The following is a 16,045-nucleotide window of genomic DNA, read 5'->3' as shown; positions in this document are numbered from 1 at the left end:
AAGCGATACTTGTTGTTTCGGAAATGTCGACCGCCGGTAGCTGTGTTTTGCTGCCTCGCTGGTGGCGGGTCAGACGCCCTCAGTGAGTGATCCACATCACAATAGACTGAGCTTTACCCTGTCGAGCTGGTGATCTCGGGTAGTTATGGTGCACGCGCCGGTAATTCAATTGCTGGCAGATTGCTTATTTCTCGGATCGAAAATCAGGAGTTCCCTCCGATGCATCACCACGCCCACGACGTCCACCACTTCGAGATGGGCGCATGGTTGATGTGGCTCGCCTACCTCGTCTCGGTCATCGGTTCCTTCGTCGGACTGGCCGCCGCTCGCCGTTCCCTCACCGCCCGCACCGAGGGGCAGCGGCAGGGCTGGCTGGCGATGTCGGCCGTCGCCATCGGCGGCGTGGCCATCTGGCTCATGCACTTCATCGCCATGCTCGGTTTCGCCGTCCCCGGCGTCCCGCTGCGCTACGACATGACATGGACTGCGGGCTCGGCGATCCTGGCGATCGTCGCCGTCTACATCGGCCTGAACGTCGTCGGCACGTCCATCGTCCCCGCCCGCCTGCTGGCAGGCGGCCTCATCACCGGACTGGCCGTCAACGCCATGCACTACGCGGGCATGAGCGCCATCCGCTTCCAGGGCGAGATCCGTTACGACGCGCGGCTGGTCGTGCTGTCGATCCTGATCGCGGTGGTCGCGGCCACCGTCGCGCTGCTGTTCACCGTCATTCTCGACTCGCCCGTGCTGCGCCTGCTCGGCGGCCTGATCATGGGCGTCGCCGTCGTCGGCATGCACTACACCGGTATGGCGGCGGTCAGCGTGACCGTCGACCAGACCTTCGCCTCACCCGACGGTGTCGAGGTCTTCTCGTTCCTGTTCCCGGTGTTCGTCCTCGGCCTGCTCGGCCTGGCCGTGCCGATCACGATTCTGCTGATCAGCGACCCGGACCAGCAGGTGCCTGCTGTGGCGCGGTAGGTCCCGCCACGACGGACTCGGCGGCGACGAAGCTCTCTTCGGCGACCATGTCGCGATACAGGTGCTCGTCGAGGGCCGCCACGACCGTCGCCGTCTGGCTGGCCATCGCCCGCAATGCGGTGATCTTGCGGTCGAGCCGCTGCTCGCGCAACATCACCCGCAGCGACAACTCCTCGGGTCGCACACCTGCCGGGCGCTGCGGACTCATGTACATGTCCCATTCCTCGTAGAGCGGCATGAATCTGCGCAACTTCTCGACGGTCGGCGCGGCGTACAGCAGCCGGCCCCGGCCGCCGGACTCGTGCCAGGCGCTGGTCACCCAGCGGTGCACGGCGATGTGGTCGAGGTGGAAGGTCATGCCGTCCGGTCCGAAGGTGAGGACGGTGTCGGGACGCACCTCGTCGAGCAACCGGCGCGCCCATTCCCGGCCCGCCGTATCGTGCATGGGCAGTTCGCCGTCGGGCAGGTCGTAGACCTCGTGCTCGTCGACGCCGAGAACCGCCATCGCGGCCGCCGCCTCCCATCGCCGGACCCGCGCGAGCCTTGCCGGGGTCCAGACGACGGGATCCGAGGCTCCCATCTCCCCTGCGGTGGCCGTCGCGCAGACGACCCGCTGTCCGTTCTCGCGCGCCGCGGCCATGATGCCCGCGGCCAGATAGGTCTCGTCGTCCGGATGCGCCCAGATCGACAAGATGGTGCCGAGTTCGCCGATGGTGTTCATGAGCTGGCTGTCGTTCATGAGCTCACTGTGCCGGGGGTCGCTGTCAGGACACTGTCAACCGCCGAGGGCGCTCCGGCAGCCGGTGACAGCGTCCTGACAGCGCCGCCACCGACGCTGATCCCATGACGAACAGCATGATCACCACCAGCACATCCGGTACGAACGGCGGCGGCGCCCGGGAAATCCCCGTCGAACTGCTCGAGGGCTTCCGTGCCCGCGCGGCGGCCCACGATCGCGACAACACCTACTTCGCCGACGATCTCGCCGAACTGCGCGCGATCGGCTACCTCGCCGCGGCGGTCCCGGTCGAGCGCGGCGGCTGGGGACTGACCCTCGAGGAGCTGGCGCGCAGCCAGCGCCGCCTCGCCCGCTACGCTCCGGCCACCGCCCTGGCGATGACCATGCACTCCTACTGGATCGGCGTCGCCTCCGAAGTGGAGCGGGCGGGGGATCGATCGCTGGCCTGGATCCACCGCGAGGCCGTGGCAGGAGAAGTGATCGCCGCCGGGCACGCGGAGGCGGGCAACGACCTGCCGGTGCTCATGTCGACCTGCCGCGCCCGCCGGGTCGAGGGCGGCTACGTGCTCGACGGCGTCAAGCAGTTCGGCTCCAACGGCCCGGCCTGGAAATGGCTCGGCGCGCACGCCATCGACGTCGAGGCCCCCGGCGGCCCGCACATTGTGCACGCGTTCGTGGAGCGGACCAGCCCCGGCGTGCGGGTCGTCGACACCTGGGACACCCTCGGCATGCGGCCCACCCAGAGCCACGACACCGTCCTGTCCGACGTCTTCGTCCCCGATGACCGCATCGGCTGCGTGGCCCCCGCCGGCGACGGCTCCCACCCGTTCCTGGTCGGCATGACGATGTGGCCGCTGTCGCTGATGGCCGCCGTCTACCTCGGCATCGCCGATCGGGCATTGGAATTGGCGTGCGAGTCGGCGCGGCGCAAGAAGTCGGTGGCCATCGAACGCGGCGCCTACGCCTACAACCCGTTCGTGCAACAGCAGGTCGCCTCGATGTATCTCGAACTCGACGCCGCCTCGGCGGTGCTGGAACGGTTCCTGCAGGACTGGATGTCCGGGGTCGACCACGGCGCGGAATGGGTCTCGAAGGTGTACTCGATGAAGTGGCGGGCCGTCGAGGCGGCGAAACGGGTGGTGGACATCGCTCTCGACGTCAGCGGCGGCGCGGGGATGTTCCGTGGCAACGAGCTCGAGCGGCTGTATCGGGACGTGCGCTGCGGCGGGTTCCACCCGGCGAACGACGCGCTCACCCACGAGATGGTGGGCAAGGCGGCGCTGGGCATCCTCGGCGAACAGCCGCGCTGGTAGGCCGCTCACAGGAAGTCGGTCTCACAGACAGTCGGTCCTACAGACAGTCGATCACAGACAGTCGAGGACGTGACCGATCAAGCGGTCGTTGTCCAGTGCCTCGCCTCGGCGGCGGGCGGCCTCGAACCGCTCGTCGCCGAGCGCATCGCGCAGCCGCATGGCGAGCTCGTCGAGCGCGACGTCGTCGAAGCCCGCGACACGTTGTCCGGTCTCTGCCGCGCGGATCGCGCCTTCGACCAGCGCGGCGTCCTCGTGCCGGTCCAGCCCTTCGAACAGCAGCGCGATCGAGCGCAGCATCACCCACTGCTTGGCCCACATCCCGACGCGACGCCAGTGCTCGATCAGCGGCTTGTAGGCGTCCGCGGCTTCCCGGAGCCGGCCCGCCCGCACCTCCAGCGACGCGCGCGAGGCGGTCGCCACCCCGGTCACCAGCGCGGCATCGGTGAGTTCGGCGATCCGAACGGCTTTGTCGAGCCGCTCCCGCGCGGCGGACGGGTCGGTGTCGAGCACCGCCTCGCCCGCGCAGTACCAGGCGTAGGCGGCATACGGTGAGGTGTCCTCCCCGAGGTCGTCCGCCAATTCCGCTGCCAGCTCACGGGTTCGGGCGTCCCCGATATAGCCGCGCACCATGACGTCGGTGCCGTGCGGGATCAGCCGGTATATGTGGTCGCCCGCCTCCGCCGACTCCTCCGCGGCCAGCTGGTACCAGTGCGCCGCCGTCTCGAGACGCCCGGCGAACAGTTCGTACACCCCATTGGCGCTGAACACCCGCATGGGCACCGACTCCGCCGCCGCCCGGGCGACCTCCAGCGCTCTGCCCGCGCGCTCCCCGGCCAGACGCACATCGCCGACCATCCAGGCGGAATACGCCGCGGCGGCCGAGACCGTCGCCAGGAGCGGGCTCGGCTCGCCGGGCAGTGCCTCGACCACTCGCTCCGCCCAGCCCAGCACATCCGGGCGAAGCCGCAGCAGCCCGTAGTCGAACAACGCCGCCACCAGCCGACCCGCGGCATCGGCCTCGTCGTGGCCGAGCAACCACTCGAGCGCACGCTGCAACTCGTTGACTGCCTCGTCGATCTCGCGGATCGCCGAACTGCCCGGCAGCGCCAGCCTTTCGTGCGCCTGCTCCGCCCAGGCGAGCATGTACCCGGCGTGCCGCCCGGCCACCGTCTCCCACTGGTTCTCGGCGGCCAGCTGCTCGCGCCCGAACGCACGCAACGTCTCCAGCAACACGTACCGCCGACCGGGGTATCGCATCACCAGCGACCGCTCCATCAGCTGCCCCAGCAGATCGGCCGCCGCCGGACGCGACACCCCGCACACCGCCGCGGCGCCCTCGGTCTCGAACGGCCCACCGAAGACCGACAGCGCCGAGAACGCCCGCCTGCGCGGTTCGTCCAGCAGCGTGAACGACCACGCCACCGCCGCCGACAACGACCCGTGCCGCTCGGAGGTGCGATATCCGCTCGACAAGAAGTCGAAGCGCTGGTCAAGCCCCGCCGCGATCTCGTCGAGATCGTGCGAGAACATCCGCGCCGCGGCCAATTCGATGGCCAGCGGCAGTCCGTCCAGCCGCGCCACGATCGCCGCGATCCGCGCCCGCGCCGCGGGATCGGTGACCGGCTCGGCCGACACCGCCCGCGCCCGCTCCACGAACAGCCGCACGCCCGCCGCCTCCGAACTGTCGAAGGCCAGCGGCGGAATATGCCGCACGAACTCCCCCGGCGCCCGCAGCCGTTCCCGGCTCGTCGTCACGATCCGCACCCCTGGGCACCGGCCCGTCATTTGTGCCACCAGTGCGGCCACCGGTTCCAGAACATGCTCACAGTTGTCGAGCAACAACACCAGCGAACCGTCGCGCACGACTCCGGCGATCCGATCGACGATCGGTACGCCCGGCCTGCTGTCGATCCGCAACGCCGCCGCGATCGCCTCACCCGCCCCCGCCGCTTCCACCCGGCCCAGCTCGCACAGGACCACCGGTCCCGCCTTCGCGAGCCGATGTCCCAGCTCGAGCAACAGCCGGGTCTTGCCCACCCCGCCCGGCCCGACCAGCGTCAGCAATCGGCACTCCGCCGCCAGTGCCGCCAACTCGGTCAGCAACTGTTCCCGCCCCACCAGCGAGGTCGGCGGCATCGGCAGCAGACTCTGCGGCGCCCACTCACCCGGCTCGCCGGAGTCCAGAATCCGCCGGTGCCGGGCGACCAGCTCCGGCGACGGGTCCACCGCCAGCTCGTCGGCCAGCAGGCGACGGAACTCGTCGTAGACGCGCAGGGCGTCGGCATGGCGGCCGGTCGCCACCAGGGCGTCCATGAGCAGCGCGCGGGGGCGCTCACGCAACGGATACTCGTCGACCAGCGCGCGCACCTGTGCGGCCAGGCCGTCGGTGTCCTGCTCTGCCAGCCTGCGCTCGGCGACGAATTCCCGCGCACGAGCGCGTAGTTCGTCGAAGTAGACGGCCTCGGCTCGCGCCTCGTCGTAGTCCTCGAGTTCGGGGTAGGCCGGTCCCCGCCAGCGATCGAGGATCTCGGTGACGCGACTCGCGCCGGACATCACCGGCTCCGCCAGCGCGGCGGCGAGCACATCGGCATCGACCTCGACCTGCGCCGGATCGAGGCGATAACCCTCCGGCGCGCGGACGATCAACCCCGGCAGCGATCGCCGCAACCGCGCCACATGGTTGTGCAAGGCGGCGACGGGATCGTTCGGCCCGCCGGCCGGCCACAACAGCTCGACCACCGCGTCAGCCGTGACCGTCTTCCCGCGGCGCAGCGTCAACAGCGCGAGCAGCCGCCGGGGGAGCGCACCACCGGGCGTGGCCTCGGCGCCCTCCGGCGTCCGGACCCGAAGCGGACCGAGAACGTCGATCCGGAACCGATCAGGTTGCTCCACCGCTTCGCCAATCCGGGGTGTGCTGCGAATGACCGGCCAAGTGTATCCCCGTGCGCCGTGGCGGTTCGTAGGTCTCGTTCGGCCTCGATGGCCTCGGAGCCCTCGATGCGGAGCTGCCCGCGCAGAACACGCAGGGTTCTCGGCCGGTCGAGCTAGGCTCCGAGCAGCTCCGAGCGACGTCCGCTCCAGGTCACCACGACCTGATCCCGCGCGCGACTGGCCGCCACATACAGCAGCGACCGCTCCCGCAACCGCGCCTCTTCGACCTCCTCCTCGGGCACCCCGTTCAGGCTCGCCTTGGCAGGCACGCGGTTCTCGTCGACCCCGGCGAGGACGACCCGCGAGAACTCCATGCCTTTGGACCGATGCATGGTCAGCACCTGCACGTGGCCCGGGAGGGCCTGGTTGTCGTCGAGCGCGCGGGCGCTGATGCCGCGTTCGGCCAGCGCGCGGACGAACTGGCTGCGCTCCCCGATGCCTCGGGTGAGCACGGCGATGGTGGAGGGTTCGACCGCGGGGTCGGCGAGCCAGTCGTTGATGTAGCCGGCGACGATTTCCAGTTCTTCCGCGGCGGAGGCGCATTGGCGCAGGACGGGCTTGGGGCCGGTGCGAGCGGAGCGGTAGTCGAGGGCGAATTCCCGCCCCTCTTCCAGATCGTGGTACTCCGCGCCGCTGAGCACGCCGACGGCGAAGTCGAGGTTCTGTGCGGTGGTGCGGTAGTTGAGTGTCAGCCTGCGGGAGCGGCCGACGATCTTGATACCGAGACGGCCGAGGACGACCGGCTGGCCGTAGATGCGCTGGTGGGAGTCCTCGGCGATGAACAGATCGTTGGGGCCCTCGGCGACCAGCGCGCGCAGCATGAGCCAGTGGGTGGCGTGCAGATCCTGGGCTTCGTCGACGATGACGTGGTCGGCCAGGCGTGCCGCGTTCACGGCGGCGCGCTGCTGGAGGTGTTCGGCGGCGACGGCGAGAACCTCGGGGAAGCTGAGGGTTTCGTCCATGCGGCTACGCCTGCGATAGGCCTCGACCAGTTTCCAGATCGCGAGCCGCTGCGGGCGGGACAGCCGCACACCGCGACCGGCCCTGGCCACCCGCGCGTACTGCTCGACGGTGGTCACCTTGTTGGCGAGCACGACCGAGGTGTATTCGGTCTCGAGGAACCAGGGGGTGGCCAGGCGCGGTTCCAGGCCGCTGTCGATGGTGTCGACGAGTTCCCGCCAGACCTGCTCCTTGGTGCGCGCCGACGGCACCTCGGTGCGGGTGCCGAGCACAGCTTCGGTGGCGGGACCGATGTCGTCGGCCTGGCGCACGATGTCACTGGCCAGCTTGTCGATGCCCGCGACGTAGATGCCGGGCCTGCCGGGTTTGTCGGCGATCCGGATACCGGGATCGAGGGCGCGCAGATCGGTTTCGAGGTTCCTGGCCAGCGTCTTGTTGAAGGTGGTCAGGATGATGCGGGCCGCGGGATCGCGGGCGAGCAGATTGCGGGCACGGTGGATCGCCACGACGGTCTTTCCGGTGCCCGCGCCGCCGGAGAGCCGGAACGGTCCGCTGTAGTCCTTCTCGGCGTATTCGCGCTGCTCGGGGTGCAGGAAGACGCGCCACGCCGCGAAGTCGCCGCCCTCGATGACGCGGCGCAGCTCCTCGCTGCCGTCGATGTAGGTGAACTGGATCTTGGAGGCGGGGCGTTCCAGCGCTTCGATGATCCGGTCGTCCTCGTCGACGTCGGCGTCGACGAGGGTCTCCGTGAACCGGTACTTCGCCCGGATCTCGTCGATGCCGGTGCCGCAACCCAATTCGAGCAGGGCGTCGGCCTGCCACCCGGTCACGCCCGCGGCGATGTCGTTGAGCTCGAAGTCGTCGGCGGCCGCCAAGGCGCGCTTGGCGATGGTGGCGTCCATACCGAGCCGGCCGGTCAGTTCGGCGAGCGTGAATCCGGCCTCGGCCAGGAAGCCCCGCGTGGTCTGCTCCGGTACGGGCTCCGGTGCGACCGGCTCCGGCGTGGTCCCGGTGACCGATTCGGCGACGATGCCCTCGAGGATGCCGTTGACCGGATTGACCCGCAGGATGGCGCGTTCGGCGATGGAGTTGGCGACGTCGTGCTTCCAGGTGCCCAGGTAGACGTAGGTGGTGCCGCCCTCGTTGGGGTCGACCCGGAACAACACGGCGCGATGATTGAGATCGACGCGCCCCGTGCGGACGCGACGGTCGACCGCGCTCTTCATCGGCTCGATGTGCAGGCCGGAGGCGGTGTCGTCGGCCTGCAGCTTCGCCAGGAAGCTGTAGACGCGGGGGATGATCGAGCCGTCGACGGCGGCGAGCGATTTGTTCTGATTGGTCATGACGATGTTCGCCACTACATCACTCCGTTCGCGGTCAGCGCCGCCATGATCGAGGTCGGGTCCGGCGGGCAGACGGTCCACCCTTGGTCGGTCAGCGTATGGGCCGCCTCCGCGCCGTCGTCGAAGAGCACCCCGACGCGGGCGCCGGGCCAGGCGATGTCGACGACCTCCCCGTCATCGGTCTCGAAGCCCTGGGCGGGCAGCGGGGTTCCGGCCCCGGCCAGCGCCAGAACGAGGACGCGTTCGGCATCGGAGATGCTCTCGTCGTAGAGGGTCTGCCACGGCGCGGCGAGGTCGGTAGTGGTGACAGTCTCGGCACGGGGCTCGGGCGCGGCGGGTTCCCCGGCCAGCAGACTGCGGGTCGTCACCAGATGGGTGTCGTTCAGACCCAACCAGTTCGACAGACGCAACCACTCACGCCAGGCGGCGCCGTCGCGCACCTCGAGGGCGTCGTCGCGGTCGTCGAGCACGAGGGCCGCGGACACGGTCCTGGTCTCGGGCTGGAATGCCAGGGTGAGGGCCAACGGCCCGTCGGTGTAGGAGGCGCACGCGTGGTTGCCGGGCGGGAGAGCGGGATCTCGGCCGTCGAGCAGCGACAGCGCCCATTCGGCGAGCGCGGGATTGTCGGCTTTGACGGGCTTGCCGCCGAAGAACATCAGCGGCAGCCAGTGCCCGACCTTCGCCCAATCCTCGAAGCTCGGATCCTGCACGAACGCGAACAGTTGACTGATCGGATCGAAGACCAGCTGGTCGAGGACCGGCCTGCGCAGGTCGCCGTGCTTCAGGACGAACTGACGCATCTTCTCCGTATGCCAGGACGGCGGTTGGAAGTTCCTCGCTTCGAACCGCCGCAGATCCTCATGGGTGAACGACCACACCATGACACCGCCGGCACGCAGGATGGCCCGTTTGCGCGCGTCATCGGCGACCCGGTTGTTGTCCGGCACGGCGTGATACCTGCGCCCGTCGGCAAAGATCGCGATGACCGGAATCTCCGGGTCGGACGTCTTCAGCTCGAAGTCCGGCACGCAGTTGCCCATCTGCATCTGCGGCGTCAGCGTCCAGCGACGGATCTCGGTGCCCGGCACGGTGATCGTGGCCTTGTTGGCGTAGGTGCCCGGTGTCTCCTTGATCGTCGCGCCGAGCGTGCGCAGCCGATCGAGGAACGCCTGGTAGAAGCGCCGCTCGAGCGGCGACTCCTTGCTGACTGCGCCATTGTCCGGCGCTTCCTCCACGATGGACTGTGCCCACCGCGTCCAGGACGGCTCGGCATCCTCGGCGTCGAGAATCGCGTCGAGAATCTTCGCCGCCGTCTTGCGCGACACCTTGTCCAACTCGTGCGGAGGCGTGAACGGCAGCAGGCAGTTGTGGCAGGCCAGCCGCGATTCCGCCTCGCACGAGCAGTGGTGCAGCACTTCCCGCGCCGCCACCAGCACCGACCACACCTTGTTCGGGTCGGCGAACTCGGCGAGATAGCCGGTGCCGCCGGGCACGGTGTCGTGGATGAGCAACGCCTGCTGGTCCGGCGTGTGCAGTGCGTCCGGAACGGCGACGACGTCGAGATGCTCCGGCGCACCGCCGATCACCTGCCGCAGCCCGAGCAACACGGCCGCGCCCAGGCTCGGATAGGCGTAGGTGTCGTAGCGCAGTTCCGGCGGGACGTGCAGCAGCACGGCCTGGGTCCGCAGTGAACGGGCCAGCGCGATATCGCGGACGTGCCGTTCGTCGGTGGCCTTGCGGTATCTGCACCAGGTCCGGTGCTCATAGGTCTCGTTGCGCCCGGCCACTTTGTCGAGCCGGCCGCAGCCCGAGCACACCCGGAACAGGCCGGTGGTGATTTCGGTGCCCGCGACGGTGCGCCTACTGCCCTGAGAGGTGCGCTTGCCCATGTTCAGCCAGCGGATGTCGACCTGGCGCAGGTATTCCGCGCCGAAGTCGTGGCCGGTGGCGAACCAGCGGCGGGTCACGTTGCCGCGATCGAGGTCGGCGGCGGTGACCACCGAATAGATCTCCCGCTGCCGTTCGTCGCGGGAGTCCGTGATGGCCGCTTCGTCGCGCCGCACCTCCGCCGACACCTTCGCCATCTCCACCACCTGCACCTGCTGACTGACATCGGCGATGGCCGGTTCCTCGCAGCGCGGGCAATTACCCCGATGCCGCGGCGCCTCCCCGCCCGCGCTGATGTCGGCCCACCCGCACCTCGGGCACATCCGCCAGGTCTGGATGGCGGCCTCGCCCGCACCGAGGTCCACCGCGTCGATCCGCACGGCCAATCCCTGCGCGTAGAAGGTGGATCCGGGCGCCAGTTCGGTGAGCGCGACGCGGGCGCCGCGCTGATAGGTCTCGGTGTCCCCGTGGTACTCGTTTGTCTCCGGGTCGATCCAGGTGATGCCGACGTCCAGCGTCACCGAGTCGTCGAGCAGCGTGTAGTTCGGCAGCACGCCGTAGCGTTCCAGCACGCCCACCCAGTGCTCGTTGGTGAGATCGCTGATGTGTTTGCCGAGCAGACGCAGCGTGCCGCGCGCGGAACGCAGGTTGCGGCGGTCGTCGTCGGTTGCGGCGGGGGAGTTGGCGCGCTGCTCGAACTCCGGCAGGGCGGCGTCGACGGCGGTGCGCCGGTCGGTGAGTTCGGTGACGTCGCGGTTCCACCGGTGCACCGCTTCGCGCAGCTGACGGGTCAGTGCACTCGGTTCGTCCGCACCCGGGCTCGCCCAGGCACGCAGGCCGTCGCGAGTGGTGGTGTCGAGCAGTTCGCCGAACTGGTCGAGGAAGCCGTCGACCAGTTCACCCGCCTTCGCCTCCGCGGTCTGGATGAGCCGCGCCATCCACGTGTTCTCGTCGAAGCCGCCGAGCACGGCGCGGGCATCGACCGGGTCCTGCGCACCGGGCTGACGTGCCAGCCGATCGATGATGTGGGCGACATACTGGCGCTGCAGGATCTCCTCGGCGGTCAGGAAGGTCGCCGGCGGGCGCACCTCCCCGGAGATCACCGAAAGCGGATCGTAGAGCTTCGGCAGGTGCTCGCCGCGCCCGCGCACGAACGCCAGCACCAGCGAATTGCCGGTGAACCTGCCCGCGCGGCCGACGCGCTGCAGGTAGGAGGCCACCGTGCGGGGCATGGAGCCGAGCATCACCGTCGACAGATCGCCGATGTCGATGCCCATCTCCAGCGTCGGCGTGGCGACCAGGACGTTCGGCGCGGTCGGATCCACGCCGCTGCCCTTGAATTTCGTCTCGTACTCGAGCCGTGTCGCGGTCGGCAGCAGCGAGGTGTGTTCGCGCGCCACCACCCGCTTCATCTCCGAGCGGTCGTAGAGGCGGCGATAGAAGTTGTCGGCCTTGTGCGCCCGGTGCAGCGTGCCGGGGCAGCGGGTCAACAGGCACGGCGCGCCGTCGAGCTGGTCCACGACGGTGGCGCTGCCGGGGTTCTGCGTCTGGCACACCCCGCACACCAGCAGATGCCTGCCCGCCTCCAGATCCGCCTTGGCGGGCGCGCCGACGAGCACGCCGTCCTCGCTCAACTGGTAGGCGGTCAGCGACTTCTCGGTGCCGACGGTGGTGAGGATGCGCTCGGCGGCCAGGATCTCGAACAGCGACCGGGCCAGGAACCCGCCCTCGAACGCCGACACCCCGAGACAACGCGACGCCCACCGCGCATACCACGACGACGGCGCGGTGATCGGGTCGAACCCCTCCGGGACCGTGCGCGCCCCGAGCGCCGGAAACGCCGGAGCCGGACGGCCTTTCGGAAACGCGGGCATCCCTTCGCCACGCGGCCTGCCACCCCACACCCAGCGCCGGTTGGCGTCGCGCTGCACGAACCGATCCAGCCACACGTGCCGGATCGCGCCCTGCGTGCGCATCCGCTCCACCGTCCCGCGCACCCACTGCGTGACCGCCGCGACGTCGGGTGCGGAGAAGGTCATCTGGTGCTCGGCCCCGTCGAGAGCCTGCCTGCCCAGGCTCGCGACCCGCTCCGGCGACCCGAGATCCACTTCGGCGACGACGCTGCCGGTGAGTTCCAGCGTGCGGCCCAGCCGCGACTGCAACCCGAACTCGAGGTCGATGTCGAACTGCACGCGCTTGGCGACCTTGCGCTGCGCCTTGCGCCGTTCCGCGGCAGGCTTATCGGACTGCCAGTAGGCGGTGAACTCCTGCCGTTCGACGATGTCCGGCGCGAGCAGGTGGTAGCGGCGGGCCGGATCCTCGCCCGCCCGGTCGAGCACCGCCTCGCACAGCTCGGTCAACGTCAGCATGGACGTGCCGGAAGTCTTCGCGCCCAGGGCATTGCGCAACGTGGAGCGCAGGCTGAGGGTGTGCGAGCGCGCCTGCACGAAACCGGCCCGATGGGCGGCGTCCTGCACGCTGTCGGTGAACATCAGCGCCTTCTTCTCGTCGGCGTCGAGGTCGGCGTCACCGAACATGTTCGACAGCGCCACCGACAGCTGCGTGGCGACCGCGCTGCCGAGGAAGCGGATCCCGTCGGCGGTATTGCAGGCCGGGCACACGTCCTTCTGCGAGTCGTCCTCGGCATTGGGGCCGTGCAGGACCAGCACCGGCAGGGCCCGGCCTTCGACGATCTCGGGACTGTCCGGCGCGGGCGTCTCGTCGCCGAGTTCCCGGTCTTCCAGCCGCAGCCAGCGCAATCCGTCGACCGCGCTGTCGAGCTGGGCTTCCAACGGCGCCGAGATCAGCGCGCGAATGCGGTTGTCGCCCGTGACATGCAGAGTGCGCACCGAATCCTGATCCGGATCGAGCACACTGCCGGTCGGCGCCATCCGCACACCCCACCCCGACCGCCCGCAATGCCTGCAGTAGAGCGCGGGCTGATACTCGACTTCGACGCTCTCGTCCGCCCCGTCGTCGGCCCACCGGAACCGCGTCGATGTGTCCAACGCCCGGTCGATCCGCGACAGCTCCCGAACCCACAGGTGCACATCGACATTCAGCGCCGCCCGCCCGATCTCGGCCCGCAGGTGCGACAGGGCCGCGAACACGAAATCCAGATACCGCTGCCGCGTCGCCTGCGCCCGCGGATTGTCCCGCTCACCCGTCGGCGCGGGCAGCACCGCCGAGGCCAGTTCCGCCAGCGACACCGCCTCGGCGCAGCGCTGCACCAGTTGCACGAACAGATTGTGGTGTTTGAGCAGATCCAGCTGCTCGACCTCATCGAGCCTGCGCAGCTCCGACGTCAGCTCCTCGACCGTCGGAGCATGATCGCCGAACCGTTCGAACAAGGTCGCCAGCACCGCCGCCGCGAGATGGGCGTTGCTCGCCGAGGACTTCTTCAGACCGTCGAGAAACGTGACAGCGCCCTCCACCGCGGGCATGACCGCCACATACAGCCGATCCAGCTCGGCCCCACGATCCCCCAGCCACTCGTCCAGCCCGAGCCTCGTCTCCCCGACCAGCGATTCGGCCGCGAACTCCTCCCCGAACACCGTGCGAGCGAAATCCAGCATGGCCGTCGGCTCACCCCCGCCGCCCAGCGTCGCCGACGTCGCCACCGGCGTGATCCGCCCCAACGGCCGAACCCGATCCCGCTCGCTCACCGCGGAGTCGCCGGTCCAGTAGGACTTCACCGCCAGCCCGAGCCGCCGCAGCAACATCGCCACGTCCGTGCCCTGCGCGCCGTCGTAGGTGTGGAACTCGTCGAGCACCACGTACTGCAACGACTCCGCCGACTGCCGCCACATCGCCGCCCTATCCGGCCGCAACAGCAGATGATCGAGCATCTTGTAGTTGGTGAGCAGGATGTCCGGCGGCGAATCGTGCATCAGCCGCCGATCGGTGATCAACCCGTCCTCCGACACCATCGTCCGCCCGCCCGAGGACTGCTCACCGGTGTAGAGACCGGCGGTCACGCCCGACAGTTCCGGGTGCTCGGTGATCATTCGCGCCAGCCGCTGCTCCTGGTCGTTGGCCAGGGCGTTCATCGGGTAGATGATCAGCGCCTTCATGCCCGCCACACCCTGCCTCTTGGCGCGCAGCACGTGATCGAGGATCGGGATCAGGAAGGACTCGGTCTTGCCCGAGCCGGTGCCGGTGGTGACCAGGGTCGGCTGCGGCCGGTCCTGGAACTTGGTCGACAGCCGCTCGAACGCCTTGGCTTGATGGCCGTAAGGGACGAAGCCGTTCGGCAACCAGTCCAGGTGCATACCCCAGTTGCCGCGGGCCGGGGCGAAGGGGAGGCGGAGCCGGACATAAGGACCTTTGAACATGCCCTCACGGGGGTGGCCGACGAAGTCGATCAGGGCGGCCTGGGTGTCCGGGTCGGTGAGCGCGAAGGTGGTGGCGAGGTAGTCGGTCAGGCCTTCCCGCAGGTGGTCGGCCTGCAGGGTAGGCAGGAGTGCCCCCATATGTTCGTGCTCCTCGGCTGGTGGTCCGATCACCCGGTAGTGCGTGCAGTCGACGCCTTGGACGCTATCGCACGGCTACCACGGGGGTGAATCGTCCGCTGGACCGACAGCCGGTGCGTCCGGCTCGTCGAGCGGTCTATGTGTCACGGGTAGGTCCCGGGCTTCTGCGCCTCGGACTTCCCGGCGCGGGCGCTACAGATCGCTCAACGTGCGTTTCCCGATTGCCGTACTGAGTGCGTCCAGCTCCGCGAGGACGTCGACGGCTGCCCATACGCGGTTGCGCTTGCTCTCGGAAAGCACGTCGAGAATCCCGGCCCCGGTGAGTCGATCGAGCGCACGGTAGGTACTCGCTTCGGTCGTGCCGGTGATGCTCTGGGCGAGGTCGGCATTGAGTATCGGGGTATCCAGAAGCGATGCGATCAGTGCTTCGTCGGCGGAATTCGCCCTCGGCCGGGCCACGTCCTTCCACCGGCGCGGGAGCTCGCTCAGGGATCGGGCCGACTCCTCTGCGGCGCCGCTCGAATGGACGGCTGCGCGTGCTGTGTATTCGACGAGATCGTCGGCGCGGCCTGCGCGGTAGCCGTTGAGGTAACCGAAGTATCGGTGCGTGTCGGCGAGCATGACCGAGGCCAAGGGGACGGTCACCCGGTGGGTGAGCTTGCGGCGTCGCAGTATCGCACTGATCAACGCCCGGCCGATCCGCCCGTTGCCGTCGGTGAAGGGATGGATGGATTCGAACTGGGCGTGGGCGATCGCGGCTTGGGCGATGATCGGCAGATCCGTCCGATTGACGAAGACCATGAGGTCGTCCATCAGTTCGGGCACGAGCTCCGGTGGTGGTGGCACACAGAGCGCGTCGACCGGTGTGAAGTCGCTGCCGCCGATCCAGTTCTGGACATCGCGCAGCCGCCCGGAGTCACGAGCGGTGTAGTAGTCCGGAGCCATGAGAGTGCGATGTGCCGCCAGGAGCGTGTCCAGGGTGATCGGGCCGCCGGATGCCGTGTCGACCATCGTCGCCAATGTGCGCACTGCCGCCAGCTGTGACCGTGCCTCATCGCTGGCTTTGGCGCCGGCCAAGGCCCTGCCGAATGCCCGCCAGCCCGCGTCGATGTGCTCGATCTTCGACGACGCCACCGATTCACTGCGCAGCAGGAAGTCCGCCAGGGGCGCGAGATACGCACCGAAACCGGCCTCCAATCGGGCGACCGCGATGACGGCTTCCTCCTGCGCTCGGGCAACGGACCCGGTGGACTCGAAGTCGAGCTCGGCGATGTGCGGAGGGATCGACACCTCGATGCTGTCGAGCGTGCGATCGGCCCGCGTACCTTGTCGTTTGCGGGCAACCCACGGTCGGGGCTCGACGCGATGGGGTGGCCACTTCATATGAGCTCCTGACGTCGCAAAGTAGAGCAGACTTGATTC

At 69.1% G+C, this 16,045-nt stretch carries 7 protein-coding genes; 2 read left to right on the top strand and 5 right to left on the bottom strand.

The features are described from left to right. The first annotated feature begins 219 nt into the window (after nt 1-219). Complete coding sequence (locus NS3_RS13595) at nt 220-978, top strand: MHYT domain-containing protein (protein WP_067859193.1); 759 nt, start codon at nt 220-222, stop codon at nt 976-978. On the opposite strand, the gene NS3_RS13590 is transcribed toward NS3_RS13595, so the two are convergent. Beyond that, the gene (locus NS3_RS13590) at nt 938-1,717 is read right to left on the bottom strand and encodes a PIG-L deacetylase family protein (protein WP_157101320.1); all 780 of its coding nucleotides are present in this window, start codon (nt 1,715-1,717) and stop codon (nt 938-940) included. The two genes, NS3_RS13595 and NS3_RS13590, sit on opposite strands and share 41 nt — an antisense overlap. Nucleotides 1,718-1,821: 104 nt before the next feature. Between NS3_RS13590 and NS3_RS13585 the strand changes: the two genes are divergently transcribed. Further along, entirely contained in the window at nt 1,822-3,030 is a 1,209-nt protein-coding gene (locus NS3_RS13585; RefSeq protein ID WP_245649600.1) for an acyl-CoA dehydrogenase family protein, read from the top strand. A gap of 51 nt (nt 3,031-3,081) precedes the next feature. Here NS3_RS13585 and NS3_RS13580 read toward each other — a convergent pair whose 3' ends face one another. The 4 genes from NS3_RS13580 to NS3_RS13565 form a co-directional block, all read right to left on the bottom strand. Continuing rightward, nucleotides 3,082-5,922 carry an AfsR/SARP family transcriptional regulator gene (locus NS3_RS13580; protein ID WP_067859190.1) on the bottom strand — a complete coding sequence of 947 codons (2,841 nt, stop codon included), beginning with the start codon at nt 5,920-5,922 and terminating at the stop codon, nt 3,082-3,084. A gap of 152 nt (nt 5,923-6,074) precedes the next feature. Further along, complete coding sequence (locus NS3_RS13575) at nt 6,075-8,279, bottom strand: 3'-5' exonuclease (RefSeq protein ID WP_067859187.1); 2,205 nt, start codon at nt 8,277-8,279, stop codon at nt 6,075-6,077. Continuing rightward, nucleotides 8,279-14,623 (bottom strand): DEAD/DEAH box helicase, encoded by a 6,345-nt coding sequence (locus tag NS3_RS13570; RefSeq protein WP_067859184.1) that lies wholly within the window; start codon nt 14,621-14,623, stop codon nt 8,279-8,281. Before NS3_RS13570 ends, NS3_RS13575 begins: the two co-directional genes overlap by 1 nt. A gap of 192 nt (nt 14,624-14,815) precedes the next feature. Further along, nucleotides 14,816-16,006, bottom strand: coding sequence for a Fic family protein (locus NS3_RS13565; RefSeq protein ID WP_067859181.1), 1,191 nt, complete (start codon nt 16,004-16,006; stop codon nt 14,816-14,818). Nucleotides 16,007-16,045: the final 39 nt, after the last annotated feature.

It is taken from the genome of Nocardia shimofusensis NBRC 100134, from assembly GCF_001613125.1.
Taxonomy (GTDB): domain Bacteria; phylum Actinomycetota; class Actinomycetes; order Mycobacteriales; family Mycobacteriaceae; genus Nocardia; species Nocardia shimofusensis.
This window is presented reverse-complemented; position numbering and strand designations above follow the sequence as displayed.